Origin of the sequence: Shewanella sp. SR43-8 (genome assembly GCF_014163775.1) — a bacterium.
In the GTDB taxonomy this organism is placed as follows: domain Bacteria; phylum Pseudomonadota; class Gammaproteobacteria; order Enterobacterales; family Shewanellaceae; genus Shewanella; species Shewanella vesiculosa.
In genome coordinates this window covers 237,026-256,869 of sequence record NZ_JACJDX010000001.1, presented here as the reverse complement: position 1 = coordinate 256,869, position 19,844 = coordinate 237,026, and the positions used below count along the sequence as shown (strand labels likewise).

Annotated in this window: 18 protein-coding genes and 2 pseudogenes; 12 read left to right on the top strand and 8 right to left on the bottom strand. The window is 37.9% G+C overall.

The window, feature by feature from the left end; translation table 11 throughout:
- The first annotated feature begins 72 nt into the window (after positions 1-72).
- From H5114_RS01090 to H5114_RS01045, 10 genes are all read left to right on the top strand, one after another.
- On the top strand, positions 73-261 hold the full coding sequence (locus H5114_RS01090) for a helix-turn-helix domain-containing protein (RefSeq protein WP_182721987.1): 189 nt from the start codon (positions 73-75) through the stop codon (positions 259-261).
- Positions 245-517: a hypothetical protein gene (locus H5114_RS01085; protein ID WP_182721986.1), complete on the top strand. Its 273-nt coding sequence runs from the start codon at positions 245-247 to the stop codon at positions 515-517. The genes H5114_RS01090 and H5114_RS01085 overlap by 17 nt, the downstream gene beginning before the upstream one ends.
- Positions 517-795 carry a hypothetical protein gene (locus tag H5114_RS01080; RefSeq protein WP_182721985.1) on the top strand — a complete coding sequence of 93 codons (279 nt, stop codon included), beginning with the start codon at positions 517-519 and terminating at the stop codon, positions 793-795. The genes H5114_RS01085 and H5114_RS01080 overlap by 1 nt, the downstream gene beginning before the upstream one ends.
- On the top strand, positions 788-2,626 hold the full coding sequence (locus H5114_RS01075; protein ID WP_182721984.1) for a replication endonuclease: 1,839 nt from the start codon (positions 788-790) through the stop codon (positions 2,624-2,626). Before H5114_RS01080 ends, H5114_RS01075 begins: the two co-directional genes overlap by 8 nt.
- A 119-nt stretch (positions 2,627-2,745) precedes the next feature.
- Positions 2,746-3,225 carry a hypothetical protein gene (locus H5114_RS01070; protein ID WP_182721983.1) on the top strand — a complete coding sequence of 160 codons (480 nt, stop codon included), beginning with the start codon at positions 2,746-2,748 and terminating at the stop codon, positions 3,223-3,225.
- Between the two features lie 68 nt (positions 3,226-3,293).
- Positions 3,294-5,333, top strand: coding sequence for an ATP-dependent endonuclease (locus tag H5114_RS01065; protein WP_182721982.1), 2,040 nt, complete (start codon positions 3,294-3,296; stop codon positions 5,331-5,333).
- Positions 5,330-7,015, top strand: a complete 1,686-nt coding sequence (locus tag H5114_RS01060; RefSeq protein ID WP_182721981.1) for a UvrD-helicase domain-containing protein — start codon at positions 5,330-5,332, stop codon at positions 7,013-7,015. Before H5114_RS01065 ends, H5114_RS01060 begins: the two co-directional genes overlap by 4 nt.
- Before the next feature lie 119 nt (positions 7,016-7,134).
- Complete coding sequence (locus H5114_RS01055; RefSeq protein WP_182721980.1) at positions 7,135-7,398, top strand: YHYH domain-containing protein; 264 nt, start codon at positions 7,135-7,137, stop codon at positions 7,396-7,398.
- Positions 7,399-7,588: 190 nt separating this feature from the next.
- Positions 7,589-8,206, top strand: coding sequence for a DUF6988 family protein (locus H5114_RS01050; RefSeq protein ID WP_182721979.1), 618 nt, complete (start codon positions 7,589-7,591; stop codon positions 8,204-8,206).
- Between the two features lie 18 nt (positions 8,207-8,224).
- On the top strand, positions 8,225-8,824 hold the full coding sequence (locus H5114_RS01045; RefSeq protein ID WP_182721978.1) for a hypothetical protein: 600 nt from the start codon (positions 8,225-8,227) through the stop codon (positions 8,822-8,824).
- Between the two features lie 8 nt (positions 8,825-8,832).
- Here H5114_RS01045 and H5114_RS01040 read toward each other — a convergent pair whose 3' ends face one another.
- Complete coding sequence (locus tag H5114_RS01040) at positions 8,833-10,137, bottom strand: site-specific integrase (protein WP_182721977.1); 1,305 nt, start codon at positions 10,135-10,137, stop codon at positions 8,833-8,835.
- Between the two features lie 692 nt (positions 10,138-10,829).
- Here H5114_RS01040 and H5114_RS01035 point away from each other — a divergent pair.
- Positions 10,830-12,021: pseudogene (locus H5114_RS01035) on the top strand (IS4 family transposase).
- A 303-nt stretch (positions 12,022-12,324) separates the two neighbouring features.
- Positions 12,325-12,513, top strand: a pseudogene (locus H5114_RS01030) (IS4 family transposase); the annotation flags it as partial.
- Positions 12,514-12,577: 64 nt separating this feature from the next.
- On the opposite strand, the gene H5114_RS01025 reads toward H5114_RS01030, so the two are convergent.
- From H5114_RS01025 to H5114_RS00995, 7 genes are read right to left on the bottom strand one after another with little or no spacing between them, the layout of a single operon-like run.
- Positions 12,578-13,609 (bottom strand): radical SAM/SPASM domain-containing protein, encoded by a 1,032-nt coding sequence (locus H5114_RS01025; protein WP_182721976.1) that lies wholly within the window; start codon positions 13,607-13,609, stop codon positions 12,578-12,580.
- A 42-nt stretch (positions 13,610-13,651) separates the two neighbouring features.
- A complete protein-coding gene (locus tag H5114_RS01020) occupies positions 13,652-14,710 on the bottom strand; it encodes a putative sugar O-methyltransferase (protein ID WP_182721975.1) in 1,059 nt (352 codons plus the stop codon).
- Between the two features lie 24 nt (positions 14,711-14,734).
- The gene (locus H5114_RS01015; protein ID WP_182721974.1) at positions 14,735-15,820 is read right to left on the bottom strand and encodes an FkbM family methyltransferase; all 1,086 of its coding nucleotides are present in this window, start codon (positions 15,818-15,820) and stop codon (positions 14,735-14,737) included.
- Positions 15,813-17,354 (bottom strand): class I adenylate-forming enzyme family protein, encoded by a 1,542-nt coding sequence (locus tag H5114_RS01010; RefSeq protein WP_182721973.1) that lies wholly within the window; start codon positions 17,352-17,354, stop codon positions 15,813-15,815. The genes H5114_RS01015 and H5114_RS01010 overlap by 8 nt, the downstream gene beginning before the upstream one ends.
- Positions 17,355-17,362: 8 nt before the next feature.
- On the bottom strand, positions 17,363-17,614 hold the full coding sequence (locus H5114_RS01005) for an acyl carrier protein (RefSeq protein WP_182721972.1): 252 nt from the start codon (positions 17,612-17,614) through the stop codon (positions 17,363-17,365).
- Positions 17,615-17,637: 23 nt separating this feature from the next.
- Positions 17,638-18,702 (bottom strand): pseudaminic acid synthase, encoded by a 1,065-nt coding sequence (gene pseI / locus H5114_RS01000; RefSeq protein ID WP_182721971.1) that lies wholly within the window; start codon positions 18,700-18,702, stop codon positions 17,638-17,640.
- Positions 18,703-18,713: 11 nt separating this feature from the next.
- The gene (locus tag H5114_RS00995) at positions 18,714-19,844 is read right to left on the bottom strand and encodes a Gfo/Idh/MocA family protein (protein WP_182721970.1); all 1,131 of its coding nucleotides are present in this window, start codon (positions 19,842-19,844) and stop codon (positions 18,714-18,716) included.

Genomic DNA, 19,844 nt, shown 5'->3' with positions numbered 1-19,844 from the left:
TTGATTGTACATACACTCTAATCCAATAATTTTATTCTCACTCCTGAAATATATACATTATTAGGAGTTAACATGAATAATCTATTACTTACCCCTGCTCAGGTTGCTGAGTTTTTAGGCGTCACAAGTGGCACTCTTTCTGTGTGGCGTTGTACTGGCCGCTATCCTCTCTGTTTTATCAAAGTTGGTCGTCGTGTGATGTACCGCCAAAGCGATGTTGAAAACTTCGTTAACGGGAGGGTATATGAACACACTGTATAGCTTTTTAGCGGGAATGATTATTTGCTCGTTATTAAATATAAATAGCACTCTTAAAAGATCTGTTAATGAGCTTAAAGTACTTCGTGAACCTAACAAGCACATTATTCTGTTATGGCAACATGAAGCCTGTGAATCGAGCCTGTACCCGTTAACGGAACATGTACTCGTTAACGAGTCCAGTGATGACAATTCTGACAGTATAGAAGTGAACCCGTTACATAACGTAACGGCTTCAGATAGTGAAGGAGGCAAGTAATGGCCGCCTTTACTAATGAACAAGTCACATTCATTGAGTGGTTATCGCAAGATAACCACATCGAGGTTTGTATTGAGATATGTCCCGACCTAGGCAAGATGATCGGTTATGACTCATATACAGGTCATTTTCAAAAACGAACATTACTTAAGTTAAAGGCTAATGGCTTTTTAAGCGAAAGTACCTGTTATATAGCAGGCTTAAGATGGCAATATTGCTCGTTAAATCAACGTGGGTTTGAGTGGCTAAAGCAGCATGGAGTGCAATCTCATGACTAGAGTAGAACTTGATAATGCTAACTTTATTGTTAGGCGATTATATGGCTTACCACAAATTCATAAAAATGCACTTATGCATCGTTACAAACGTTTTTCTAATCACATAGAAGCAAATTTGTACCTATTGCGGACAACTACTGCAATTAGCAAAGTATTAGGCCACAGCAGTAACCGAATGAGCTGTGTTAGTGTTGATGACCGTGATTTTAAGGCAATGTCTAAACACCATGCTCGACAATGCTTGAAAATATCATCACGTGATAATTCACAAAGTTTGTTCAAAACTTACTCTGCAATATTGCGTTATGTTACCTGCTATCAAATAAAACAACACCCGTTAACGGATACTGTATTAAATAATCTTGAGAATGATTGTTTGACCGATGAAGAGTATTCAAAAGTCATGGGGGTGATTCGTCGTGCTTGTGATGAGTCATGGTGGAAGCCAAAACTAAGAAGGCTTCACAATCGGCAAATCGAAACTATTTCACGTTTATTAAATCAAGTGAATAAACATCGTGGTATTTATGCCAGTAACATTACCGTTGAGAATTTTATGTCGCAATGGAAAAGTAGTCGTGAATTACTGGAGAATACCTTAGCCACCAATGAGCTTGATTACAGTGTAAGCCTTGCTGAATTATCAGATCTTAATGTGTCTAATCCCAAAATCCGTAAAGCTGAACTGATGGTTCGCATTCGTGGTTTTGAAGATTACGCCACAAAGCATGGCTACTCAGCTGTATTTCTGACAATGACAACACCGTCTAAATATCATCGTTGCTTTGCCAAATCGGGTGCCGAAAACCCTAAATGGCAAGGCGCCACACCACTAGATGCTCAAGACTATTTAAATCTTACATTTCAGCGTATTAGAGCATCACTTAATCGTGACAAAATTACCCCATTTGGTTTTAGGGTAGCAGAGCCTCACCATGACGGCACACCCCATTGGCATTTATTGTTATTTGTTGAAAATGAGCAGCAACAACAATTAGTCGAAACCTTTCAAGAATATTGCCTACAAGAAGATGGTGACGAACAAGGTGCAAAAGAACGCCGTTTTAAGGTTGAATACATCGATCCTAATAAAGGTTCTGCAACGGGATATATTGCCAAGTATGTAGCCAAAGGAGTTGATGGTGAAGGGATTGATCATGACCTTTACGGAACGGAATCTGTTACCGCGGCAACACGTATTCGTGTTTGGGCTTCATGTTGGGGTATTCGTCAATTTCAGCAAATTGGAGGGGTAGGGGTAACACCTTGGCGCGAATTAAGACGGTTAAGTAAAATAACTGATGAAAGCCTAGAGTGGGTGGAAGAAATTAGACAAGCCGCTGATGACTCCGATTGGGGTCGTTACACTGAACTCATGGGTGGCGTTTTTTGTAAGCGTGATGATCAGCTAATTAGATTGCTATACCAATATAAAAAGCAAAGCAATATCAGATTCGACAACCAAAATTTCGGCAATCCCTATGTCGATACTAAGGGTGTAGGGCATCAGCCTACATTTTGTAGTTTTAGCGCAGCAGGAAAAAATGCGGGGGATGCTACGAATGCAGCGGGAATCAGTACTCAATCAATTTCAGGAAATCCTGAAATAATCCGAGATTCTAATTCGGGAATTTTCGGAAATTCCCGCAATCAAGCAGAAGCTCGTAATTACAAATCTAATCGCTATGGTGATGAGTTTGTCGTGCAGTTAAAAGGCATTGTGGCTTTGGGCTTTGAAATCGTCACTAGGGTACATGAGTGGACGTTAAGCTATTCACAAGCTAATGGTAAAATTGAGCTTAATCGCTCTAACTTGGAGTTCTGTCAATAAGTGTACGTAATCCGAAATTAATAGTTAAATGAGGTCGTAATAAAAATGTTCAACTAAGATAGAAAAAGGAGTATTGTTAGTACGTTATAAAATATTCAACATATGCTTAAGGAAGAGTAATGGATCCATTTTCACAATTTTTTGCAGCTTATCTGCACACGGTAAGCAATAGTATTGCTGAAGTGTATGTTGATTCAATGAACACCACGGTTACCTCGCAAAGCTTAGTATACAACGATACTAATATCAGATTTCAGCATCAGCTATGGAAGATAAAACCCAATAGCGTTTGCTCAGACCTTGAGCAACAAGCCACTCAATTCTCTAAATGTACTCAACAAGCCAAGGCTATGTTCACTGAACTTTGCACTCAGCTATCTAGTATGGAAAATCTGAATCAGAGAGGGCGAAGCTTATCTAATATGTATTGCAATGCATCACTTACTTATAAACCTATGGTTGCCTATATCAGTGAACCAAAGCAAAAGTCTGAGCAAGAATTAAAAGAAAAAGAATGTAATTTAATGATTTTGAAAGTAATGCAAAATAATAGTGATGAAATAATTAAGCAAAAAAATAAAACATGTGGTTCTTCATAGCATCTTTATTTGTCTGGAAATAGCACTACGAGTTGATTGATTAAAATACCTCAATAAAAGAGATGACAATGTTACTAAAAAAACTAATGGTCTCAGGATATAAAAGCATTTCAACTGATACGCCACAGATAATAGATTTTGAGCCTGATGTAACTGCATTTATTGGACATAACGGAACTGGTAAAAGTGCTGTTCTTGAAGCTTTGAATAAGCTTTTCTCTATTGATCATTCCTTACGGGGGATTAGCGCTTCTGATTTTCATTTGAAAGAAAATGCAGACAAAGGTGATCCAAGATATTTATTTATTGAAGCTTGGTTTACGCTGTCAGGTGGAGGAGACGCCCCTTCTATTCCCTATTTAATTAATGGGTTGACAGCTTCAAGCGTTAGTGGAGACATTATATTTAGAGTTCGTTTAGAAGCTAGTTTGAATTTTGATTACAACCCATTAGGTGATGTCGATGAAAATATATGGGTTGTCGATGGTGATATGGATAATCCCCAAGAAGATAATAAACATCGATTATCCGCTACACAACGAAACGCAATTCAAGTCAACTATATTCCAGCGAATAGAGACCCATTAGTTCAATTAAAGTATTCTTCAAAAGCCATTCTGGGCCGATTACTTAAAGCTATAAAGTGGTCTGAGGGTGAACAAGAGTCATTTGAAGTACAAGCTCAAAAATTAAATCAACTAGCAACAGATAATCCAGCTTTAGCACAAATTACTAATGCAATAAATATAAACTGGAAAGAGATTTATAAAGGTCGTCATCTCAATCAAGCTGGTCTTAACTTTCCTGTGGGAGAAATAAATGAAATATTGAGATTGTTGCAACTCCAGTTCATGCCTGATGCCACAGGAAATAAAGTTGATACAAGCCGACTTAGTGATGGACAGAAGTCTCTAGTCTACTTTGCTTTGACTAAAGCTCTATTCGATATAGATAAGGCCACACGAGAAGCCATAATTAGTAAGCAACCTTCAAATTTTGATGCTGATAAAATGAAGTTGCCTATATACAGTTTAATTGCATTGGAAGAACCAGAAAACCACCTATCACCACATTATCTGGGGCGCATTGTTAAGTTAATCAAAGAGTATGGAGCTAGTGAACTTTGCCAATCAGTTGTTTCTACTCACTCAGCTTCATTAGTAGGCAGAATTGAGCCAACACAAATACGTCATTTTCGGTTAGATAATGAAACTAAAAGTACCCATATACAAGCGCTATCATTGCCAGAAGATAGAGACGAGCAGGCAAAGTATATAAGTGAAGCAGTAAAGGCATACCCTGAAATTTATTTTGCAAAACTAGTCATTCTCGGAGAAGGTGACAGTGAAAAAGTTATTATACCCAAGCTATTAGAGCAGTATGGTCAAGATGTAGATGCACATTCTGTATCTGTAGTTCCGTTAGGTGGGAGACATGTAAATCATTTCTGGCGACTACTTAATACTTTAAAGATACCGTTTGTTACTTTGCTAGATTTTGATATTGATCGAAATGGTGGGGGGTTCGGTCGTATGAAATATGCGATTGAACAGTTACTTGAGATGGATGTGGTAGCTAGTCAATACATAACCAATAAAGTGCCAGTTTTAATTCCGGATTGGACAGATCAGAGAGATCCTAATTTATTTAATCTAGTTTACGGTACAGAAGTTAAAAATATTGTTTCTGAGTTAGAGAGGTGCAATGTTTTTTTCTCTAGTCCATTAGATATTGATTATTCGATGATTTGTGCATTTCCTGAAGTTTTTTGTGAAAAAGATGAGACTTATGGTGAACGTGGCCCTTCAGAAGGAAAAGAAGATGAAGAAGATGACGATCGTGTAAAAAGAGAAGAGGCATTAATCAAAGCAGTTCTGAAAAAGGGGAATGCTGGCAAACGATTTAAATTTGGAACTGATTGGGAGCGCAACTTTATATGGTATCGATATCGTTTCTTATCAAATAAAAGTAAACCTGCCTCTCACGTTAGAATGTTCGCTAAACTTGAAAAAAAATATAATCCTGAACAAATAAAAGAAAAGTTGCCAGCGGAGCTAATTCGTTTAACTGAACGTATTATCAAGCTTGCTGAACAGGTTGTTGAATGATGAAAAAATGGCTTCCGTCTGAAGGGATTCAAGCTACTGATGAACTTATGGATATAATTATCTGTGATAAGTCTATTTTAGTTTTAGCAGGTGCCGGAGCAGGGAAAACTGAACTGCTAGCTCAAAAAGCTAATTATTTATTTTTCACTGGTAAATGTGTGTGGCCTAAAAGAATATTATCGCTAACATTCAAAACTGAAGCTCAGCTAAATATAAAGGAAAGGGTTAATAAGCGTTGCGGTGTAAAATCAGCACGCTTCGATTCCTTCACATTTCATGCATTTTGCAAGAGCATAGTTGACAGATTTAAAAATGTCCTACCAGAAACTGAACGGCCAATAAATAATTACGATATTGTATTTAGAAAAAATGAAGCTAGAGGTAATTACAAAATATTAATGGATGATTTAGTTGTATTAGCCATTAAAATATTGAAATCTAGAAATGATATTCGAGATGCTTTTAAGAATTCATATGCTTATGTCTTTATCGATGAGTTTCAAGATACAACAGATAGTCAATATGAACTTCTTAAATTACTATTCAAGGATACTGACACTAATATATTAACCGTAGGTGATATTTATCAGAGTATAATGTTATGGGCAGGGGCAAAACCAACAGTATCGAATGATTTTTTAGTCGATTTTATCGCGACCAATAAATTCCTTTTGAAAAACTATAGAGCATCAAAAGAAATTCAAGATGTACTAAAAATTACTCTTCAGTACATAAAAGATGATACTAATCCTATAAATGGGTTCTCAACTCAGCCAGAAAATTGTTCAGTACATATTTTCGCTGATGAATTCCAAGAAGCATCTTTTATTGTAGGTAATGTTAGAGATGTTATCGCCACTGGAGTAAGTGAAGGAGATATTTGTATTCTGACAAAGCAACTATCCTCACAATATACTAGGATACTAAGAGCTGAGCTATCTAAAGCTGGAATAAATAATCTTGATATGAATGATTTGCAGGATGCATTGAAAGAGCCCTTAGGGAAGCTTTTTTCTCTATATTTAAAAGCATTGTTTTTTCCTGAGCCCAAAGTAATGACAGAGCTTTATGAGATCAACTTGGCTTTAAATAAAATAGAAGTAGGAGATGAAAAAGAAGAAGAATTGACAAAAAAAATAGTCAATTTCATAACTTTAAATAAAAACTTAGTCACGGTAGATACTACAGTGGATGAATTACTGTCGTATATCCAGAGTTTTGTTCACTTTCTAGGAATTCAAAAAATTAAAGGGCGTTGGAAGCAGTATAAATCTTCTGAGTATTATAATTTAATATGGCGAAGTCTTGAACTTCATTTGAGGGATATGTGCTCTCAATCGAGCACGATAGAAGCTGCGATAATACTATTTAATGCAGAAAATTCAGTGCAGATAATGAATGTTCACAAGTGTAAAGGTCTAGAGTATCATTCTGTATATTTCATAGGTTTAGAAGACCAGGCTTTTTGGAATTATGAAAATGAGCCTTTTGAAAACAACTGTGCAATCTACGTTGCCTTATCTAGAGCAAAAGAGAAATTATGTATAACGTACACTAAACGTCGTGAACACCGAATTAATCAATGGCATGATAACAGAAGTTCTACCTATAAAGTTTTAAGGTCAATATTTGATTTGTTCCTTAACAAATGTAAGTTTTTGCTAATAAATCATACTAAATAAATAGGTGCGTAAAATAAGGTTTTAGTTTTTTTAATTTAATCTAAAGTAATAGTACATCTAATTTTAGGTTGGTTTTTAAGTTAATTTATTATAATAGCTGTTTAGCTTAAGTAGAGGATATGAATAAAATAATTTTAAGTTCGCTTTTGTTTTTTTTGATAGTACCAACATCATTTGCTCATAGTGGACGAACTGATAAAAACGGTGGTCACAACTGTAGTCAAGCATCAATAGATAAAGGACTTTGTACTGGTTATCATTATCACAATGGGATTGCAAAAACTGATACTAACAATCAAGAAAAGCATTCACATGACGGTATTCTTCATACACATAAAGTTGAAGAAGTTAAAACTGAAAAAGTTGTTGCTATTAAATCATAGTTTAAAATAGCTTACTCAATAGCTCTCTTTTTACTTCGAGAGCTTTTCTATTTATCTCACTAAGCTATCTACTTTCTATAAATTCTGAAAAATGTGGTTATGATATTGCTATCACCTAACAATACTCGTAGCTCCTGTAATTAATATTTAGTAAACTTGAACTAATCATATATGAATAATTAGGTTAAGCATGGATCAGCTTCTCTCTCGCTCTGCTGAGTTCGAAAACTTTGTTAATGGACTGCTAGCACATCCTGAAGCACAAAAGTCAAAACGAACTGAAGGTGCTCGTGTTCTCTGCGCAGTTGTTATGGAGCATGCTCTGAGTATTAAAATTCTAATGCATGCTAATGCCTTTACATCAGCATTAGGTCTACTAAGGCTCCAATATGAGGCTTTAGTCAGAGCGCATTGGTTAATTTTCGCGGCATCAGACATTATGGTGGATAAATTACTTTCAGAGCTTACAAATGAGTCTGCTCAAGCGGCTAATTCAATACCTATGGTTGGTGAAATGATGAAGGCAATGGAAGGCAAAGCACCACAAAATGCACTTCAACCACTACTTGAATTCAAAGAAAATTCATACAGGTCTCTCAGTTCTTATATCCATGGTGGCATACATGTCATCAGCCGTAAGAAGCAGGGCTACCCAGTCATATTGTTGGAAAATGTCCTTAAAAATTCTAACCAACTCAGCGGAGTCGCAGGGTACTTTTGGTCTCATCAGACTCAGAATCCGCTGATTATTGCTAATGCAATGGCTTCTTTTAAAAAATATCAGGATTGTTTTAATTACGTGCAATAAACTAATTAGGAATATTAAATGGAATTAGATGTAGTTTCGAAGTTGATTACTTTTGTAGGTGCAATTTTTGGTATTGCATTGACTATCTCTCACCTATTAGCTCAAAAAAGTACAGGGAAGCTAAAAAAATTTGATATTTTCAAAGAAATTAAAACATACCTTGATGATTCACCTGACAAGAACTTTTCAGCAATCTGTGTAGCTATTAGCTGTATTTGCAAAAGGGAGTTGACATTACAGGAGGTTAAGTGGTTTATCATGACGCCACATGCCTTTGATTATCTTAAAGCATATAGTGATCAAGAAAGGTATATCGAACTATCAGAAAACATGGATTCTTTTAGGTATTCAGGTAAATATCAATCAAAAATAGTTAGAAACATAGAGCATCTTGCTTTAGTTTTGGCTTACATAGTCTTAGCCAGTATTGGTGTATTTATTTTTATATACACACAATCAAAAGTTGAAACACTTTTAATGTCTATTAGTGGTTATATTTTTGGTATTATTTTCATTATGTTCGGTATTATGGCTTTAATTCAAAAAGGTCATTTAACCAGTAGTAAATCAACTGTTCAGCGAAAATTTTGTTCTGTCATGGCGAATGAGCAAGATTAAGCATTCAGCTAAAACTTTTCAAACAGCTCTCTTTTTTCTTCCTCTGAGAGCTGTTCTATTTCCCTAGCCAGTCTATCCACTTTCGATTCGTGCTGAAAAGTCCCTAACAAGTGAGCGGTAGTAATTCCCAATTCAGCCCTAACTTGTTCAATATCTAAATGAGCATAGGTGCTGGCTGTGATGCTGATATCGCTATGGCCTAATAGTTTACTCGTTGTTTGAATGTTACCTCCACGCATAACACTCCAACTTGCGATGGTTCGCCTTAAATCGTGAATGGTGACGTTATCACCTTTTTCAGTACCGCGAAGCTCTGCGCGTTCTGTGATGCGATGCCAAAAGCTGCCTTTACCTGCCTTTTCGATAATATGGCCTGATTGACTGCGCTCACTCGGGAATACAAAGCGTTCACCTTTAGCTGCTTCTTGGCTGCGTCTGGTAAGAATGTCCATCGCTTCTTTAGTGAGTGGCACAGCATGAGGCTTTTTAACTTTCATTTTGCTGGTGGGGATAAGCCAAATACCACGTTGATGATCTATCTCACGCCATTCCATACTGAACACGCAGCTTTTGCGCTGGCCTGTTAATAGCAACATCATCACCACATCACGGTAAATAGGCAGTTCTAACTCTAAGGCTTCTAGTAATCGCTTAACTTCATGCTCGGCTAAAATACGTTCTCGCTTTGTGCCTGCTAGTTTTTTGATATGCACAAACGGGTTTAGCGGTTGGTCGTTGAACATCGATTTGAGCAAGGTTAGGCACTTGTTTCTAATCGCGGCTGAATTTTTGGTGATAATCAGTTTTATGAAATTGTCAGCATCCGTTTTAGAAATGCTTTCAACTCTTAAATGACCAATGCGCGGTTTGATATGTTTGTTCCAAATGGAATGAACATCATCTAATGACTTTTGGCGGCGTTCACCAGATTTAATCTTGATGATGAACTCAGCAACGTATGCGTCAAATAATTGTTGAACAGATAAGGATAGGGCATCTTCAAGGGCTATCGCTTCTTTGGCTTGCCGTTTAGATTCGTTGGGGTTAATACCTTGGGAAATGTCTACCGCGATTAATTTAGCCTGCTTGCGTGCCTGCTCAATGGTCAAATTGGGGAAGAGGCCAATAGTGACGGCAACGTCTTTGCCTAAGTGCTTGCGTCTAAAGCGAAAATACTTTTGGCCTGATGGCATAACTTCTAAAATTAGGCCTTTAACTGACTCTCTTTGCTCTAAATCGGCAATTCTATAGCGTTTTGTGCCGCTTTTTAGCTGTTCAAAACACCGTTTTGTGAAGGTAAATTCTTTAACCATAATCACTTAGCCTCAAAAATTGTGCCGCCTATGTGCCGCCTCTGGAATCTATTTTGACTAATTTACAGTAATTTTGGTTAATGTCAAAAACGTATTTATTGAATTAAAGTATTGATAAGTAACGTTTAGTTTATTTTGGTTAACTTTGGTTAAAGTCGACCAAACTCTCCTGTGGGGAGACCATATAGCCTATTTTTACCTTTTTATCAATAATTTACTAAAAACCTAAAAAAGTTGTGCCGCCTCTGGAAACCCCTTTTTTGGAATTTTTTTAAGCATTCTTCAAAACTCCGCTTTTCGATAGTTTGAACCCAATAATGGACTCAAAGCCTATTTTTCGTTAAATTCCATTTAAGTCAAATAGCATGATGCGGTGAACATTAAATGGAAGTTTCAAAGATTAATTTACTGGCTAACAAAGAGTCATTAATCGATAACATTATCGATTAATGCCCGAATCGTTGATAGGAAATATCGATAAAGACAACTTGCCAAAAGAACTAGACGTTTATGTAGAGCAAATTTTTCGATTTGTCCTCAGTGTAAAAAGCTGCAATACAGTCATATCAGATACTGACGAATCCCCACGAAATAACAAAAAAAACAGATAGATATTTAAATTAAGATAGGAAAATTCATGGCATTTGGTGATCAAATCTATCGCCAAACAAAAATAACCACGGATAAATGCCATGAATGCGAGACAAGTTTTATCAAAATGCCTTTCGATTGTCACTCCATCAATGCACAAACATTGCAGAAAGTTTGTTCGCCACCATTGAGTGCGTGATGAGTGGTTCATTGTTATCTACTGCGAACTTAGGCCGCAATTTAGACAGTGATGCCAGAGGAAAGCATAAAATTAAACGTGTTGATAGGCTATGTAACAATGGCCATCTACACCGCGAGATTGAATCCATTTACACCAGAATGGCATACATCTTGGTGAACAACTTTAATCGACCGATTATCCACATTGATTGGTCTGATTTGGATGACCGAAAACAGCATTTTCTCATTCGCGCATCACTGGCGGCTCAAGGCCGTTCATTAACGCTTTATGAAGAAATACACTCAGTCAAATACAAAGAAAAACCCGCAACCCATTTGCTGTTTATGACAAGACTCAAAACCATGCTACCTAAAGACTGTAAGCCCATCATAGTCACCGATGCAGGCTTTCGTAAACCTTGGTTTAAAATGGTGTTGTCGCTCAACTGGGATTATGTTGGAAGGTTCAGAAACCGCACCCATGCTAAGAAAGTGTCAGAGCATTCTTGGTATCCAGTCAAAAAACGCTATGAACAATCCAATTCTACAGCGAAAGATTTAGGGACTTATGAGCTAGGTGAACAAGTGGCTTTTAAGTCCCGCTTAGTGATATTCAAACGCGAACATAAAGGACGAAAAGACAAAACAACAACGGGTGATCGAGCAAGACGCAATAAGCATTCAAGAGCCAATGCTGTGCGTGAAAAAGAACCGTGGTTACTGGCTACCTCTTTGAGTAGAGCAGATTTAACCCCTAGAAAAATTGTCAGTATTTATGCGACTCGAATGCAAATTGAAGAAAGCTTTAGATATATGAAGACGGGGCTGAAACTGAATGATTGCGGCTCTAGAATCACGCTTAAACTGACGGTATTACTGATGATAGCAAGTCTCGCTCAGTTTTTGCTTTTCTTATTTGGTCTTAGTGTGAAAACGGCAAATATGCATCGACAATATCAAGCTAACTCCATCAAATACCGTAATGTACTCTAAAATCAATTTATCGGATTAAGAGCCTATAAAGACAGGAGATTGAAGCTTGCAAAAGCCCATTGGTTAGCAGGTATTAGTGCGTTGAATAAAATTATACGCGAACCACAGGCAAGCTTTTAAATTCATGGGGATCCCTCACTATCAGATACGGATTCAGATGAAGTTATAGTCAAAGCACTTGCCAAAATCCCTCATGGATTATCAATATTTGATGAATTGCATGAGTCTCGCTTGAAGCTTGGGGCATGGCGATAAAACTATTTATAAGTATTATCGGTAGCGAAAGAGCAAAGTTAAAGAGATAGAAGTGGTAAGGCCTTACCATACTAAGTCTAGCTTTGTCACCCATTGCAAACTTGTCTTTACGGCCTTTTGCATTACGTTTGAAAATGACTCAACGTGAGTTGAAAGACATTTTTTCACCTAACAAAAAATGTGGACGTTTGGCTGCTGCCGATCTTTGAATGTATCGGTCATCGGGCCTAGTCAGAAATAACAGTAACGTTAGACTGGGCGGTTTGCTATATAATAAAAAACGCACAAAAGTCACAACAGAGAAAATCTATAAAAGACATAACGTTAAATGGGTCGTTTGCAGGTCTTAATACTTAAGGTCCAGTGTATGTTTCGCTTATAGCCGTGATCTAGGTTGCTGTTTCTTACTGTGATATGCAACTCATTTACTCTGTTCAGATAGTATAGAGTTTAATACCTGCTCACGCTTAGATCTATCTTTATTATCAACAGTGCACGTTCTCTCATAACAGAGATCACATGGAGACTTTTTAGGGCCAAATGTGATCAGCGATTTACGCCAATTTTGCATTATCTGCGAAGCATATAAATCAAAAATACTTAGCTCTGATTCAAGATGACCAATTGCGAGCTTATTCCCTTCATCAAGATCTGGCATTATATTACAACACGGGTAAACATAACCATTGTGATAGACAGTGAACTCTCTAAATGGTCTAAAACACGGATAGTCTCTTAGCTCTTTAATGATAAGATGTTCTATTGCTCCAGCGCGGGAATGACCCACCTCTTCGTAATTTACACAACTCACATCAACACGCATGCTGTTATACATAAAATGACTACGAATGGATTCACCAACCACTTGAGACTCCAAAATAAGTGATTGATTAACTTTCTCATAAAACTCTACTAAAGCGGCATATCTATCATCATGTTGATAATCCCCTTTCGGATGCAAAGTCACATTAATACCCGTTACTCCAATTTGACTAAGATCATCAAGAGCTTGTATATCTAAATAATCACCGTTAGAATTAAAAAACAACCTAGCCTTGGGCAAGTATTGTGTTGCGTAACGTAGTTTATGATAAAAAAGTTTTTTACTTGCTAAAGGTTCATTATAAAGGTTGTACACTAGCTTTTCACTATAATCGATAATTGATAAATTACTGATAAGCTTATGATAAACCTCATCTGACATATGTTTTATTTTACCCCTTCTTTCATCAAGAATAGAAACAGGGCAGTAACTGCATTTACGATTACAGAAATTAAATGCCTCAATATTAATTACAGATACATAATTTCTAAATAATTGCTTTTTTTGTTCATCAGAACATGAACCAATGAATAGTGCAGGATCTATATCTTGTTGATTAAGCAATTTACTCCAATAATCAGCGCCATTAGCACTTGCTGGTCGATTGTCTTGGATATGTATTTTGCTCATAAAAGATCCTTGTAAAAATAGTGGTGACTTCTTATTGCTGACTTAAGCGTTACGCTTATACAAACGTAATTCAGAATTATAGCCATCGATGGTTTCGAAACCAAATGGGTGCACATTTGTTGATAGAAGTTGATATTTAGGTAAAAAAGTGTCGTAATCGTCAGCCTTAATTTGTTGCTTTACACCAGCCTGGTTACCATTTTTTGCCAGCTGTTTTCCTTCTTTTAAGTTTCTCAGCAGCACATATTTACAGTTCAAACGTGATACATGTTCAAGGTAATTTTTAACAATGTCAGGTTCCATTTCTTGGAACGAGATAAAATTAATAAATAAGTCTAACTCTCCAGTCACTTCAGGCAGTTGCCAAGGGCATATAACTGCACCTTTATAAAGACTTGATAAGTTAGATAACGACAATTCAGCTATCGATTTTATCGCCTGATAATCGGCAATCTTGTCACTACCAAACAGAGATTGCAAATAGTACGTTGAGAACAAACATGTAGGTGCAATATCAACATTCAAATAAAAAGTATCATTACGGTCATCACTTAGCAGTATTTCACCCAGAGAACCAAAACCGCCGCCAATCTCTAACACCGTTTTAATTGGCACGTCACCAATTTGTTGCTTTAGGAAGTTAAGCCCAAGTAAGTAATTCAAACTAGAGCGGCTAAACTTACGTTCATCAAACTCAAATTGTTCAATCGGTGCCCCGATTAGGCTTTCACTAAAGTGTTCGGTAAACGGCTGCTTTTGTATTTCGCTGGCTTTATATACCCGAAAGTCGCTTCTAGCATGAGCTTCACCAGATAGAAAATCTTGCATCGATAATAAAGCTTTACGATCACCAGCTAGCTGCGCTTGGCACATTGTCATCATATCTTGATATTTTTCAGGACAAGTTGCCCAACCATGAAATAAGTAAGTAGGAACAAAAAACGATAATGCGCTCGTCAAGCTTCGAAAACTCTCAATACCATAGGTTTCAATATCTTGTTGCAAGCCTTTTGCCCCAAATTGCCAGAAGCTCGTAGGCAAATATTTGGGATCGACTTGTTGCATATCTTGGCTAATGATTTCTATCTGTTTAGTCCACATCGAAAAACTTCCTTAAGAAACCTACTACTTGATGTTAGTTTGCTTTGGTACACAATAAAGTACAGTTTCTAGCAACATGTCACTATATACTCGCAAGTACATGTCATAATTAGGATTTATTTTCATAACCAATGCTGGTATTTGCCAAAGATCACTCGGTTTATGATAAAGACAGATTGCCAACACAGGAGAAAAGTCTCTAATAATGCCCTTGCACCCTTGCAAAGCAGCTTGCTCTGCACCTTCAACATCCATCTTAATAAAGTTGGGTTTAGCACCATAAACCACATCGTCTAAGGCGACGCAACTAATTGTTTCCGCGTCGATACTGCCCAGCGACAGCTTGCTGGATGTGTTACTTTCAGCCTCAAATTTGAGCTGAGCACTTTCACTCCAAACCCCTGACGGATAAACAAAGATATTTGCACTTTGTTGTGGAGTAGATAGAGTAAAAACAGCCTGTTTTAAACCTATTAAATTGCTTGGGTCTGGTTCAAAACTAGCACAATATTCAATGGGAATTTGCTTAGATTTTGCAACTTCAAATAACTGATTAAGCGTATCACCGTTATATGCACCAGCATCAATAAAACGTATGCTTTTTAGCGAGCTTAACGCTGGAACATCTTCAGCAAAATATTGACGTTGCTTATCAGGATCTATGTAATTTCCGATATTGAAATCGGTTCTAAATCGAACAATTTTACTCAGTAACGCTCTACTTACATCATCTGCTAACCAAGCGTTGAACTGCGCAATCTCATGCTCATTAACGCGTTGTGAAAGCGCATCGCTATACCACAAACTATGATGCTTCAATTCATCAATAATCCCTGGGAACGCTTGTAAAGACTCAGTAAAATCAAAGGCACAGCTAAAGCCTGATTCCATTAACTGTTGTTTTATTCTTCGACTAATCAAACCTACCGATATATAGATATTAGTATGCTTATCAGTGATATCTTCGGGTTTTACAACCGCAATGCCATCGATATCACTTTTTGAGGTGAAGCTGTCAATAATAGCGACCACATTTACGCCAGCGGCTTTCATTGCTTTAAGAAAAATGCGACCCTGAATACCAGCACCAAATAAATAGACATCACTCATTAGCTTGCTCTCCATAAAGCATGACTCTAAGCATATCTGTCCAACCGTCATTCTGCTTATTGTATTGTTCTCTTAATAAGAGCTTTGACACCTTACCTGTGGCTGTTAACGGTAAAGAATCGAGGAAGAAGTACTTCAGCGGCCTTTGAAAGGAGGCCAGAGATTGATTCGCTATTTTCCGCAATTGAGATTCTATATTGACGGTATTTTCAGTGATACAAACAGCAATAATCACTTCACCAAGTAAACTGTCTTCAACACCAACAACAGCAACCTCATTAAGTTGCTCATGTTGCAAAAGCGCAACCTCAATATCTTTAGGATATATATTAATTCCACCTGAAATAATAATATCTTTTTGGCGGCCAACATAGGTCACAAAACCATCTTGATCAATTGATCCAATATCTCCAGTAAGAAAATATCCATCGATAAAGGCGGCCTGAGTCAATTGCTCATTGGCATAGTACCCAGAAAAACGCAGTGGCGTTTTAACAGCAATTTGACCCACTTCCTGAAAGCCAACTTGCTGCATGTCATGTGATAAAACAACGATGTCAACTTGCTCATATGGTTTGCCCACTGTTCGGTATTTTTCGCTGGCGTACACTGGGGCCAAATTCGTTGCAACAGCGATTTCTGAGGCGCCATATATTTCATGAAAGTCGCAACCAATGGCATTAAAAACTTGGGCTTTAAACGCCGAATCTATTGGCGCAGAAGAAGTCACAATGGTTCGTAAACTTTGCAATGCGGCAACATTAGATAGCAAGCTGCTTTTTAATGCATATAGATGAGATGATACAGAAATAACAAAGCTGACACTTTGGCTCTGGACCAAGGCTAACCATGCCGATGGAGTAAAGCGCTCAAGATGAACCAGCCCTGCACCTAATAACAAGGGCACAAATGTTAGTCGCTGCCCCAAAGAGTGAAAAAAGGGTGAAGCACACAGTACTGTATCACTAGCTGACAATTGATATAGCGCCCAAGTTTGCTCAGCTCTGGCAAGCTTTACTGTCTGGGAAATCATAATCGGTTTTGGCTGACCCGTTGATCCCGAGGACAAAGTAATTAAGTAATCATCTTCAGCTAACCAAAGAGCAATAACGGCTGCTGGCAGAGTTTTTGAAATCACAGTTTGCTTACAGCTAACATCATCAGTAAATAAAGGGGTTAACTCCAAGTTATCAAGAGATTTTTCGATTAAATTCTGCTGTCCAATAACCATATTCGCATCAACGGCTTTGCAAGCTGATTGCAGTTGTGCGGGTAACATATGTGCATTCATGGGTACGCAGCAACCGCCTAATTTAGCCAATGCTAAGCTAACGCATACGTTATCAATGTGTTCATTGGTTATTAAAGCTACACGAGGCCGAACCTCAGCACAGAGCTCAAAAATGTTCAATGCTAGTCTATCAACCATTTGCAATAGCTGTAGGTAGCTGAACTTCTGCCCGTTATCGTATAATGCGATTTTATCAGGTGTAGAATTTGCAACAAGCTCAAAGCGAGTATAGATAGGAGACATGATTAGCCTTAAAATGCCAGTTTGTCGCAAACAGCTTGAGCCAAACCCTTAACCTGTTGCAATTCGAGGTTTGCTAACTCTATGGGCTTAAATTTGATCTTAAACTCTGACTCTAAAGTCATAATCAAACTTAAAATCGCAAATGAATCCAGTAAGCCTTGAGTCACAAAGTTACTTGTTTCATTAACGCTGTCATTATTATGCTGCTGAATATATTCTACAATAACTTCAACCACATGTGAAAAGTACTCGTTATTCATATTTATTTACTCTTTATGCTTGCCTACGCAATCACATCCCAACTTAATCTATCACCTGCATGTAAATCCTGAGACACCTTACGACCAAGCACTAATGGCAGATATTTAGGTTCAAGCCCATACCCTGGCCTTACAGAGCGAATATTTGACTCTGTTATGGTTTCACCAGCCTTAATCGTTTGGGAAACATAAAGGGAACGGCGACCATTGCTATTTTTTGCAGCTTCAGGAGTTAAGCTATACTCCACTTTTCCGATAGCAAGTTCCGCCCGCCTGATCTCAGAGATCATATTTTTAAACTCATTAATGGTGAGTGAAAAAAAGCTATCGACAGTCTCTTCTCCGTCATCCAATTTGATGTGTTTTTCAATGACACACGCCCCCATAGTTACCGCAGCGATAGAAACACCTATGCCAACGGTATGGTCTGATAAACCCACTGGGCAACCAAATGCCTGCGCAAGACTTTGAACCGTTTTAAGGTTGACCTCTTCTGGCGGGGTTGGGTAGGCTGTGGTGCACTTAAGTAAAATGACATCTTTACATCCGTGCTCTGTCAAACAATCTACAGCGCGGGCAATATCACCTAAACTGGCAAGCCCTGTTGATACAATCACAGGTTTGCCTGTTGCTGCGACTTTTTTCAACAAGCCTAAATCAACAATCTCTGGTGATGCTATTTTATAGGCTTTAACGGGAAACTGTTCTAATTCATCTACTGAGCTGTTATCAAACACAGAGCCAAACAACTCTACGCCTAACTTTTCAGCTTCAGCAAATAAACTAGGTAACCATTCCCAAGGTGTATGGGCATATTCATACAAGTTGTACAAATTCTTATACTTTGCCCAGGCATTGTCTTCAGGGATAGCAAAATCCCCGTGACTCACATTTAAAGTAATGGTATCAGGACGATAAACTTGCAGCTTAATAGCATCAGCTCCAGTAGATGCGCCTGCGCGCAAAAGTGCTAATGCCTTATTTAAACTGCCGCCGTGATTGCCTGAAAGCTCGGCGATAATGTATGCCGGTAGGCCGCTACCAATTAAACGCTCACCAATATTTACCTTTGGAGATAAACTTGTCATAAATAACTCCTTCATGTTAAATCTATCCATTGCTGTTGTTGATGTGATCGCGTTGCAGCATCAAGCAACACTAAGCCGTCATGGGCATGTTGCCATCCAAAAACATAAGGAGACTGATGAGAACCGGTTTGCTTATACTCGATTAACGCATGCCCAATATCTTGATAGAGATTTGCAAAGGCTTCGATAAACCCGCCAGGGTGTCCAGGTTTAAAACGCTCTCTTATTTCATCAGCAAAACGGCAATTACCTCTGTTATAGGTCGTCTCGACAGATTGCTGATTAAATAGGTGCAGCAATTCAGGCTCTTCTTGTACCCAATGACCACTTCCTTTATCACCAAATACTGAAATTTTTAATCCATTTTTATAACCAATAGCGGTTTTACTCACCCAGTAAGAAGCTCGAATACCCTGCTCACATTTAAGCCAAATATTAGCGTCATCGACGATACCCTCAAAAACTGAAAAGTGGTTAAAATCAGCATTGACGCTAAGTGGCTTACAGCCTGTCACAAAATCACTGATATGATGCACATGCACAGCTAAATCAAGCAATAACGTCGGAATATCTCCATCTACTAAGCGCCATGCTTGAGGAGCCATACTACTTATATCTTGAATAAATCCATCAGATGGCATCTCAACACGCACTTGCAGCACATTACCTAAATCACCCGCTTCAACATGACGCTTCAGCACTCTTAACATTGGATAACCACTGTAGTTAAAAGTCACAGCAAGAAAACCGTTTGTCTCTTTAAGCGCTTGTTGTATAGATAATGACTGAGATACGCTTGCTGCCATGGCTTTCTCACAAATCACCGCAATACCGGCATAGAGTAATTGGCAAACAATTTCTTCGTGACTCGGGGTTGGAGTCAACACAACTACAGCATCTAACATTTTACCCTGCTCTTTGATGTATAGTTGCCAGTCACTGTAAATAGAGGAAACTTCAATTCCCCAAAACTTGCCTGTTTCATGACTTTTTTCAATATCACGAGAAAAGCACCCAGAGGTCAATGTCCAAAAACCATCAAGCTGGCAAGCTACGCTATGCGCATAACCCACAGCGGAGCCATGAGAGCCTCCGATAAAGCCTATCTTTAGCGGAGTCCTGTTAAGATTTACTTGCAGCAT

Excerpts from the sequence above, each read along its gene's own strand:
- H5114_RS01090 (WP_182721987.1), top strand. The coding sequence starts at position 73 with ATGAATAATCTATTACTTACCCCTGCTCAGGTTGCTGAGTTTTTAGGC.
- H5114_RS01085 (WP_182721986.1), top strand. The coding sequence starts at position 245 with ATGAACACACTGTATAGCTTTTTAGCGGGAATGATTATTTGCTCGTTA.
- H5114_RS01080 (WP_182721985.1), top strand. The coding sequence starts at position 517 with ATGGCCGCCTTTACTAATGAACAAGTCACATTCATTGAGTGGTTATCG.
- H5114_RS01075 (WP_182721984.1), top strand. The coding sequence starts at position 788 with ATGACTAGAGTAGAACTTGATAATGCTAACTTTATTGTTAGGCGATTA.
- H5114_RS01070 (WP_182721983.1), top strand. The coding sequence starts at position 2,746 with ATGGATCCATTTTCACAATTTTTTGCAGCTTATCTGCACACGGTAAGC.
- H5114_RS01065 (WP_182721982.1), top strand. The coding sequence starts at position 3,294 with ATGTTACTAAAAAAACTAATGGTCTCAGGATATAAAAGCATTTCAACT.
- H5114_RS01060 (WP_182721981.1), top strand. The coding sequence starts at position 5,330 with ATGATGAAAAAATGGCTTCCGTCTGAAGGGATTCAAGCTACTGATGAA.
- H5114_RS01055 (WP_182721980.1), top strand. The coding sequence starts at position 7,135 with ATGAATAAAATAATTTTAAGTTCGCTTTTGTTTTTTTTGATAGTACCA.
- H5114_RS01050 (WP_182721979.1), top strand. The coding sequence starts at position 7,589 with ATGGATCAGCTTCTCTCTCGCTCTGCTGAGTTCGAAAACTTTGTTAAT.
- H5114_RS01045 (WP_182721978.1), top strand. The coding sequence starts at position 8,225 with ATGGAATTAGATGTAGTTTCGAAGTTGATTACTTTTGTAGGTGCAATT.
- H5114_RS01040 (WP_182721977.1), bottom strand. The coding sequence starts at position 10,137 with ATGGTTAAAGAATTTACCTTCACAAAACGGTGTTTTGAACAGCTAAAA.
- H5114_RS01025 (WP_182721976.1), bottom strand. The coding sequence starts at position 13,609 with ATGAGCAAAATACATATCCAAGACAATCGACCAGCAAGTGCTAATGGC.
- H5114_RS01020 (WP_182721975.1), bottom strand. The coding sequence starts at position 14,710 with ATGTGGACTAAACAGATAGAAATCATTAGCCAAGATATGCAACAAGTC.
- H5114_RS01015 (WP_182721974.1), bottom strand. The coding sequence starts at position 15,820 with ATGAGTGATGTCTATTTATTTGGTGCTGGTATTCAGGGTCGCATTTTT.
- H5114_RS01010 (WP_182721973.1), bottom strand. The coding sequence starts at position 17,354 with ATGTCTCCTATCTATACTCGCTTTGAGCTTGTTGCAAATTCTACACCT.
- H5114_RS01005 (WP_182721972.1), bottom strand. The coding sequence starts at position 17,614 with ATGAATAACGAGTACTTTTCACATGTGGTTGAAGTTATTGTAGAATAT.
- pseI (WP_182721971.1), bottom strand. The coding sequence starts at position 18,702 with ATGACAAGTTTATCTCCAAAGGTAAATATTGGTGAGCGTTTAATTGGT.
- H5114_RS00995 (WP_182721970.1), bottom strand. The coding sequence starts at position 19,844 with ATGCTGCAAGTAAATCTTAACAGGACTCCGCTAAAGATAGGCTTTATC.